This window comes from Streptococcus sp. HSISS2, from assembly GCF_000448665.1.
Classification (GTDB): domain Bacteria; phylum Bacillota; class Bacilli; order Lactobacillales; family Streptococcaceae; genus Streptococcus; species Streptococcus raffinosi.
Window position 1 is genome coordinate 468,794 of record NZ_CM002133.1, and the last position, 9,045, is coordinate 477,838.

7 protein-coding genes and 4 pseudogenes are annotated in these 9,045 nt (G+C 38.3%); 10 read left to right on the forward strand and 1 reads right to left on the reverse strand.

Annotation, left to right across the window (positions count from 1 at the left end):
• From HSISS2_RS02255 to HSISS2_RS02265, 3 genes and pseudogenes are all read left to right on the forward strand, one after another.
• Window positions 1-270 (forward strand): annotated as a pseudogene (locus HSISS2_RS02255) (phenylalanine--tRNA ligase subunit beta); the annotation flags it as partial.
• Between the two features lie 68 nt (window positions 271-338).
• Window positions 339-920: a hypothetical protein gene (locus HSISS2_RS02260; protein WP_021145171.1), complete on the forward strand. Its 582-nt coding sequence runs from the start codon at window positions 339-341 to the stop codon at window positions 918-920.
• Between the two features lie 90 nt (window positions 921-1,010).
• A complete protein-coding gene (locus HSISS2_RS02265; protein ID WP_021145172.1) occupies window positions 1,011-1,349 on the forward strand; it encodes an ATP cone domain-containing protein in 339 nt (112 codons plus the stop codon).
• 41 nt (window positions 1,350-1,390) lie between these two features.
• On the opposite strand, the pseudogene HSISS2_RS02270 reads toward HSISS2_RS02265, so the two are convergent.
• Window positions 1,391-2,655, reverse strand: a pseudogene (locus tag HSISS2_RS02270) (PLP-dependent aminotransferase family protein).
• Between the two features lie 157 nt (window positions 2,656-2,812).
• On the opposite strand from HSISS2_RS02270, the gene HSISS2_RS02275 reads away from it, so the two are divergent.
• The 7 genes and pseudogenes from HSISS2_RS02275 to HSISS2_RS11440 all read left to right on the forward strand — a co-directional run.
• Window positions 2,813-3,343: a DUF5067 domain-containing protein gene (locus HSISS2_RS02275; RefSeq protein ID WP_008534875.1), complete on the forward strand. Its 531-nt coding sequence runs from the start codon at window positions 2,813-2,815 to the stop codon at window positions 3,341-3,343.
• 139 nt (window positions 3,344-3,482) lie between these two features.
• Window positions 3,483-3,991, forward strand: a pseudogene (locus HSISS2_RS02280) (ECF transporter S component).
• Window positions 3,992-4,849 (forward strand): pyridoxamine kinase, encoded by an 858-nt coding sequence (locus HSISS2_RS02285; protein ID WP_021145176.1) that lies wholly within the window; start codon window positions 3,992-3,994, stop codon window positions 4,847-4,849. It abuts the pseudogene before it with no gap.
• Window positions 4,839-5,369 (forward strand): ECF transporter S component, encoded by a 531-nt coding sequence (locus tag HSISS2_RS02290; protein WP_021145177.1) that lies wholly within the window; start codon window positions 4,839-4,841, stop codon window positions 5,367-5,369. The genes HSISS2_RS02285 and HSISS2_RS02290 overlap by 11 nt, the downstream gene beginning before the upstream one ends.
• Before the next feature lie 136 nt (window positions 5,370-5,505).
• Complete coding sequence (gene abc-f / locus HSISS2_RS02295) at window positions 5,506-7,044, forward strand: ribosomal protection-like ABC-F family protein (protein WP_021145178.1); 1,539 nt, start codon at window positions 5,506-5,508, stop codon at window positions 7,042-7,044.
• Window positions 7,045-7,344: 300 nt separating this feature from the next.
• Window positions 7,345-8,718 (forward strand): H2O-forming NADH oxidase, encoded by a 1,374-nt coding sequence (locus tag HSISS2_RS02300; protein ID WP_021145179.1) that lies wholly within the window; start codon window positions 7,345-7,347, stop codon window positions 8,716-8,718.
• A gap of 124 nt (window positions 8,719-8,842) precedes the next feature.
• Window positions 8,843-9,045, forward strand: a pseudogene (locus tag HSISS2_RS11440) (IS3 family transposase); the annotation flags it as partial.

The window sequence follows — 9,045 nt, forward strand, 5'->3', positions numbered from 1 at the left end:
GTATCACGTGATATCGCCCTTCTTCTTAAGGCTGACATCACCCATCAAGAAGTTCTTGATGCTATTAACTCTGCTGGAGTGAAACGCTTGGTTGCCATTAAACTCTTTGACGTTTATGCAGGTGAAAAACTTGGTGCAGGAATGAAATCAATGGCCTATAGCCTTACCTTCCAAAATCCAAATGACAACCTTACAGACGAAGAAGTTGCCAAATACATGGAAAAAATTACCAAAGCTCTCACTGAAAAAGTTAAAGCAGAAGTACGTTAATAGTTAGAAAATCCATCTGAGAAGATGGATTTTTAAGTGATTAGACGATATTACATAAAGGAGATAATTTGTTTTTAGAGTTCTTTGACGGGGTATGGGGACATTACACCTTTGAATCTGATAAAGTCAATATACTTATTGATGGCTTACCCAGTTTTGCTTATCCCTTGGGGCAATTAACATTTTTAGTGTTAGTCTATAGGTTACTTGTTCATCAGTATGTTAAGAAGTTTTTAATCATGTCACCTCAAGATATCTGGGCTTGGCATAAAGAAAAATTTTGTCAAAGTAAATTATCTTTCATTGTCATACCGATAGTTTATTTGTTTATTTTCGGAATGACCTATGTTTTGGTTGAGGATGTTTTAGCTACCGTCACTATTTACAAAGATTATGGAGGACCCATAGCTAAAACCATTGATGGCAAAGTTGAACAAATAGATATTAGTCATGTTGGCTCAAAAACGAGTAGTGCTAGAATTAATGCTCACTTTGTAAGCTCTGACGGGCAGACTTATGACATTCACCTGATAAACGGTGATAAAAGAATCGCTAATTATATGCGACACCATGAGTTAGATTCCTATACTGCAACACTTTCCTTTGATAGACATGGCAAGCCACTCTATATTTCTAAATTCTGGGAGTAGGCAGTTAGAAAAGGTCTTTCAGTGATTTGCACTTGACAAATATGTAAATTCTCTGCATAATAAAAGAAAAAACTTGAAAAGAGGGTAGCCATGCAAATTATTAAACGTAATGGTCAAGTTGCTGAATTTAATCCTGATAAAATCTACCAAGCCATCTTAAAAGCAGCCCAGACTGTGTATGTTATTGATGATGCTTGGCGCCAAAACCTAGCTCAAGTAACTCGTAAAGTAGTGCTTGATCTTCAAGATGCCCAAGTAGAACGCCCAACCATTAACATGATTCAGTCATTGGTTGAAAATCGTCTTATGGAAGCTGGTTTTATCAATATTGCTGAACATTACATTTCATATCGCTTACAACGTGATTTGGAGCGTAACGGTTATGGAGACAAGGTGATTGTCCACCTTCGCTTTGAACAGACTAAATAAACAAAAGCCATCGTTTGATGGCTTTTTGTGTGTACTAGTTTTCAGTCTATGGTTTGCAAAAGTTTTAAAAAAGTTTTCAATTCTTCTTCGTGACCTATTTGCAGATAGGTATCAGATGTAGGGCTAATAAAGGAAGACTCTAAGAAACGCATCTGTGTTTGAGCTTTAAATTTTTCTAAAGAAAGCCCTTTAGGAAGCTGCCAAGTGATATGTCTAGGAGAAATTTGGTAGGGTAAAGTCACATTAGCTCGTTCAATAGTTTCTTGACTTCTAGCCATGGTTTCTTGAAAAAGATCACGCAGTTTTTTATATTTTTTTGGAACATGCCATTATCTAGGTAGACTGAGAGGGCCTTTTGCATAATAAGATTGGTATCATAGTCAATAAGTCCTTTGTGAGCCAAAAAGGTAGCTCTGAGATTTTGTGGTAGGACAACACTACCTAAACGTAACCCGGGGAAAAGTGCCATGGAAAATGATTTGATATAAATAATGCGGTCGTGGGTATCATAGTAGTGAATCGGAAGATTTTTACTGTCACTAAAGTCCCCCATATAGTCATCCTCAACGATATAAACATTATACTGACTGGCTAGTTGAGCTAGCTTTTCCTTTTCTTTGGCAGTATAGCTCAAACCTAGAGGATTGGAATAACGGCTAATGGTATAGAAGAACTTAATTTGGCCAGATTTAAAGTACTTTTCAAGGAGGTCAAGATCTAATCCATCAAATCCACGGTTTATGGTTTCATAGGTCAATTTTTGACGGTTAACCAGTTGGTTCATACGGTGGTAGGTAGGCTGTTCCAATAGAATTTTATGACCACCATTACCAAAATCCATCTGTGAGAGGATGTAAAGGGCTTGCTGACTTCCTGAAGTGATGACAATCTGATCCGTATTCACATAAATATCATCAGCTGCTAGTCGATTTTTTAACGCTTCAACCAGTTCTTTGAGTCCAGCCTGTTCATGGTAGTAATTGAAGAGATAGTCTTGATGGCCAGCCAAACTTTCATCTAGGCAAAGGTGAAAGTCTTCGTAGGCCAACTGATTATAGTCATTAAGATTGAGAAGGACTTTGTCACTTGAATCGGAGCGTCCCTCAAGAACATAGTAGCCACTTTTGGGGACAGCGTAAATATAGTTTTGATATCTAAGCTCCAAGAGGGCTCTTTGGGCAGTATCCTTACTACAGGAGTAAGACTGGCTAAGTTGACGAATGGAAGGTAACTTGCTCCCTTTTTCCAAACTACCATTTTGGATATCGTTCTTAATGCTTTCTAAAATATCTTGATAAATACTCATAACTGACCCCTTACAGATTTTTCCTTATTGTACCTTAGATATAGGCTTTAGGCAAGGTTACTGGGAAAATTTGACAAGATTATTAGATTTTGACATAATAAAAAGGCTGTAAGGAAATATTAACTCCCCTTCAAAACAAGTTTAAGGAGATTATAAAATGACTTTTAAGAAAATTTTAGGCCTTGTCGCTTTGGCCTGTTTGACCATCATTGGCTTGTCGGCTTGTACGACAGAAAAGGAGCCTACATGGACTTACGATAAAAACAAATTGTTATTTACTGGCCAAGATGCTAGTGTACAAGTTCTTTCTGCCAAGAAAATCGAATCACCTGAAGGACAAAAGGCTGTCCGTGTACACTATAAACTTAGCAACACAAGTAAAGAAACCATGAATGCCTACACTCTATTGATGAAGGTAGTTCTTGATGTTAAACAAGAAGATAAGGAAGTCAAGGTTGCTACAATGGTCTTTTCTCAAGATGATGACAGAGATAAGATTGCTAATAAGACCAAGATTGCTCCTAAGGAAGTCAAAGAGATTGTGGTTGACTATACCGTTGCTGACTTTGATCATGACTTGACCATTGATTTCTCAGACTATGGTACGGAGGCAAATGCAACGGCCAAGGTATCATTACGAAATCTAGAAAAAGCACCAGTCAAATACTTCGATAAAAAAGATAAATAAAATGAGTCATCACACGCTTGTGTGGTGATTTTTTGATGAATGAAATTCTGTACCCGTACAGTTTCTAAAAAGCCCTCTTGTAAAATCGTCAGAATTTTCATAAACTTGAATTATATTTATTAATCAAGGAGTTTTAGGTATGTCAACAAAACGCTTAACCCTTTCTGCTTTTTTATGGCACTTGTCATTATTTTGAGCTCGAGTCTCTTATCTATTCCCGTCCCAGGAGGACATTTCTATTTTAACGGTATCGTTATTTTCTTGGTTGGTTTGATTTTTCCTCCGACGGAAGCTGTCATTATAGCAGGGGTGGGTTCCTTTATTGGTGACTTTCTCTTTTACCCTCTTCCAATGTGGGTGACCTTAGTGACACATAGCCTACAAGTCCTTGCTATTGCACTTATAGTTGGCAGACGTTTAGGCAAATTGTCTAAATCAAGAGCCATTTTAGGTCTTTTGCTTGGAGCTCTCATTGATTTGGTGGGTTACGGACTGGGCCGTGCCTTTGTCTATGGTACGCCAGCAGTTGCAATCATGAAACTTCCTTTTGATATTGTGGCAGCCATAATCGGTCTTGGACTAGCCTATTACATTTATTTCCATACGGGCTTTGTTAAACAATTTAAAAAAGTTTGGGAAGGAAACTAGATGACGACTCTTATAGTTGCTAATGATTTGGTTGGTTTGGGCAAGGTCGCCTTAACCAGTAGTCTCCCCATCATGTCGTCCTGTCAGATTGAAGTCCTTCCTTTGCCTACGGTTCTTTTGTCCTCACATACCGGCGAGTTTGAGCATATCTATCTACGAGATCTTAAAGAAGATATGAAAGGTTTTTGCCAACAGTGGGAGCAGTTGGACTTTAAAGTGGATGGCTTGGTTAGTGGTTATTTCAAGTCAAGAGAGGAGCTAGATTTAGTTGCTCAATTGGCTGAAGAGAAGCAAATCCCTTTATTTGTCGATCCCATAATGGGAGATAATGGCCAGCTCTATCAGGGATTTGACAAGACTTATGTGGAAGCTATGAGAAACTTTTGTCAGCAGGCGGATGTGATTATCCCTAATATGACAGAAGCCTCCCTTTTGACTGGGTCCCCGTATTTGGAAAGAGACAACTATGATAAAGCTACTATCGAAAAGCTTTTAAGGGATTTAGGCAAACTTGGCCCCAAAAAAGTCTTTTTGACCGGAGTCTCACTAGAGGAAGGAAAAATTGGATTAGCTTATTTTGATAAAGAAAATGAGCAAACGACCTACCTCATGCGCCCTAGTTATTCGGAACATTTTTATGGGAGTGGTGACATCCTAACTGCTATCTTATCGTCAGGATATTTTCACCACTTAGATTTGCTTGAAGTCTGTGACTTGGCCTTGAATTTCATGGATAGGGTTCTTTTATCGACCATGTCCAGTGGTCGTCCTGTAAAATATGGACTCTTCTATGAATCCCACATAGGCTATTTATTTAATGGATTTGAAAAATTATTGGAGGAAACAAATGGTAAATAATAAAATTCGTGAATTGGTCGAACTCAGTTTGTATGCAGCTTTAATTATTGTGAGTGTGCAGTTTATTCGTATTCCTTTTGGACCTCAATTTGTCCATTTGGGAAATGCCCTAGTTGTGATTGCTGTTTTGATTTTTGGTTCAAAAAAAGGTGCCCTTGTAGCAACAGTAGGATTAGGACTGTTTGATATTCTCAATGGTTATGCTGCTGAGGTTTGGATAACGATTTTAGAATCTCTGATTGTCTGTTATGTCCTTCATCTCGTTTTTGAGAAAGCCCTCAAATCAAATGACAAAACGAGCTATATTATCCTCATTGGGGTGATAGCTGCAGTGACGAAAATCATTCTTAATTTTGTCAAATATACGATTATAAACACTGCCGTTGCATCTCTACCTTTAAAAGCTGCAATGTTGGCTTCAGTGGTTAAGATTGGTGGTACTTTTGGGACATCAGTTGTTACAATCATTGCGGTTCCTCTTTTATATCCTATCTTCAAACGCATTTTGAAAAAAGACTAAAGATTGAGCAGGCTTGTCCTGCTTTTTCTTTGCTTTTTGGATGATTTATGGTCCAAATTTACCTTAAAAATGGTAAAATGGTTAAGTTAATGTCAAGAAAGGAAGGGACTAAATCTTGGTTTAGTCCATAGGTCATATGTCTATTTTAGAAGTCAAAAATCTTAGTCACGGATTTGGTGACCGTGCTATTTTTGAAAATGTCTCTTTTCGTTTGCTTAAAGGAGAACATATTGGTTTAGTTGGTGCTAATGGTGAAGGAAAATCAACCTTCATGTCTATCGTTACTGGGAAATTACAACCTGATGAAGGTAAGGTGGAATGGTCTAAGTATGTGACAGCGGGTTATTTGGATCAGCATGCTGTCCTTGAGAAGGGAATGACCGTGCGTGATGTTCTTCGGACGGCTTTTGATGAACTCTTTAAAACCGAGGAACGCATCAATGAAATTTACATGTCTATGGCTGAAGAAGGAGCTGACGTTGATGCTCTAATGGAAGAAGTAGGTGAGCTTCAAGATCGCTTGGAAACTCGTGATTTCTATACTCTAGATGCTAAGATAGATGAGGTTGCTCGTGCCCTTGGTGTCATGGATTTTGGTATGGATACAGATGTAACGGACCTTTCAGGTGGTCAACGTACCAAGATTCTCTTGGCTAAGTTATTGCTTGAAAAACCAGATATCTTGCTTCTTGATGAGCCAACCAACTATTTGGATGCAGAACATATTGCCTGGCTTAAACGCTATCTTCAAGAGTATGAAAATGCCTTTGTCCTCATTTCTCACGATATTCCATTCTTGAACGACGTGATTAACATTGTCTACCATGTTGAAAATCAAGACTTGGTTCGTTATGCAGGCGATTATGACAATTTTCAATCCGTTTATGCTATGAAAAAAGCTCAATTAGAGGCCGCCTACGAACGTCAACAAAAGGAAATTGCAGACCTGCAAGATTTTGTTAACCGGAACAAGGCGCGTGTTGCAACTCGAAACATGGCCATGTCTCGTCAGAAGAAATTGGATAAGATGGATATTATCGAGTTGCAGGCAGAGAAACCCAAACCTGAATTTCATTTCAAGGAAAGTCGTACACCTGGTCGCTTTATTTTCCAAACCAAAGATCTCGTTATTGGTTACGACCGTCCTTTGACAAAGGCACCTTTGAACCTTACTTTTGAACGTAATCAAAAGGTAGCTATTGTTGGTGCCAATGGTATTGGTAAGACTACCTTGCTTAAGAGTTTGCTTGGTATCATCCAACCACTTGAAGGGGAAGTTGAGACAGGTGACTTCATTGACCTAGGTTATTTCGAGCAAGAAGCAGAAGGGTCACGTCAGACGCCCCTTGAAGCTGTTTGGGACGCTTTCCCAGCCTTAAATCAAGCTGAGGTTCGTGCGGCTCTAGCCAAATGTGGGTTAACGTCTAAGCATATCGAAAGCCAAATTCAAGTGCTTTCAGGAGGAGAGCAGTCTAAAGTTCGCTTCTGTCTCCTGATGAATCGTGAAAATAATGTCCTTATTTTGGACGAACCAACCAACCACTTGGATGTTGATGCTAAGGAAGAACTAAAACGCGCACTTCAAGCTTTCAAAGGTAGTATTCTTATGGTTTGTCACGAACCTGATTTTTATGAAGGTTGGACAGATGTTTGGGATTTCAATGAATTAGTCTAATTAAAATAGAGTGGTGACATCTTCTTCTAGGGAGGTAAGTGTCACTCACTCTTTTTTTGCATTTTTAAGCGCAAAGTACTGATTGCTAACTGTAAGTATTACCGAGGTCATATTAGGGATACTATCTGTCATCACAATGCGGTTTTTAGCATGATTTGACGCAATCAATTAGGAATATAGAGCAAAAGTACTTAATTTGTTCAAAAAGTAACAAAGTCTGAGCATAAAAGGTGTAACCGTTTTCTGAATATGGTAGAATATTATAGTAAAACTATTATCAAAAGAAAGTTGGATAAACTTATGTCAAAAATCGTAGTTGTTGGCGCTAACCACGCTGGTACTTTTAGTATCAATACTATTCTCGATAATTACGGAGACCAAAATGAAGTTGTTGTTTTCGACCAAAACTCTAACATTTCATTCTTGGGTTGTGGTATGGCTCTTTGGATTGGTAATCAAATTTCTGGTTCTGATGGCCTTTTCTATGCCAACAAAGAAGGACTTGAAAGCAAGGGTGCTAAGGTTTATATGAACTCACCAGTTGAGTCTATTGACTTTGATGGTAAAACCGTTACAGCTCTTGTTGATGGTAAAGAACATGTTGAATCATATGACAAATTGATTTTGGCTACTGGTTCACAACCAATTTTGCCTCCAATCGAAGGCGCTGAAATTAAAGAAGGTAGCCGTACTTTCGAAGCTACTCTTGAAAACCTTCAATTCGTTAAACTTTTCCAAAATGCTCAAGAAGTTATCGATAAGTTGAACGACAAATCACAAGATATCAAACGTGTAGCAGTTGTTGGTGCTGGTTACATTGGTGTTGAATTGGCTGAAGCTTTCCAACGTCACGGTAAAGAAGTCATTCTTATCGATGTTGTTGACACTTGTTTGGCAGGTTATTATGACCATGACTTGACTGATCTTATGGCTAAAAACATGGAAAACCATGGTATTAAATTGGCATTTGGTGAAACTGTTAAGGCAGTTGAAGGGGATACTAAAGTTGAACGTATCGTCACTGATAAAAATGCTTATGATGTCGACATGGTCGTTCTTGCCGTTGGTTTCCGTCCTAACACAGCTCTTGGTGCTGGTAAGTTGGAAACATTCCGTAATGGCGCTTACCTTGTTAATAAGAAACAAGAAACATCAGTTAAGGATGTTTACGCCGTTGGTGACTGTGCTACCGTTTATGACAATGCCCTTGATGATGTCAACTACATTGCCTTGGCTTCAAATGCCGTTCGTTCAGGTATCGTTGGTGGTCATAATGCCGGTGGTGGCGATGTCGAATCAAATGGTGTTCAAGGATCAAATGGTATTTCAATCTATGGCTTGAACATGGTATCTACTGGTTTGACTGAAGAAAAAGCAAAACGCTTTGGCTTCAATCCTGCAGTAGTAGCTTCAACGGATCTTCAAAAAGCTGCCTTTATGGAAGATGGAAATGAAGAAGTCACAATCAAGATTGTTTATGACAAAGATACACGTAAAGTTCTTGGTGCTCAAATGGTATCACGTATGGATATCTCAATGGGTATTCACATGTTCTCATTGGCAATTCAAGAAGGTGTCACTATTGATCGTCTCCAATTACTTGATTTGTTCTTCTTGCCACACTTTAACCAACCACTTAGCTATATTGCTAAAGCAGCTATCTCAGCTAAATAATATGAAACAGCTAATTCATTTGAATTGGCTGTTTTTGTCTCTTTAATCTACTAAAAAAGCCTCCTTTCTGAACTGCACCCCAAAAGTTAGACAGAAAAAATCTAACTTTTGGGGTGTTTTTACTATGAAATTGAGTTATGAAGATAAAGTTCAGATCTATGAACTTAGAAAACAAGGACAAAGCTTCAACCAACTTTCAAAAAAGATTTGGTGTGAATGTTTCTGGTCTAAAATACATGATGAGATTGATTGATCGTTACGGAATAGAAATCGTTAAAAAGGGGAAGAATCGTCACTATTTCCCTGAATTAAAACAAGAAATGATTG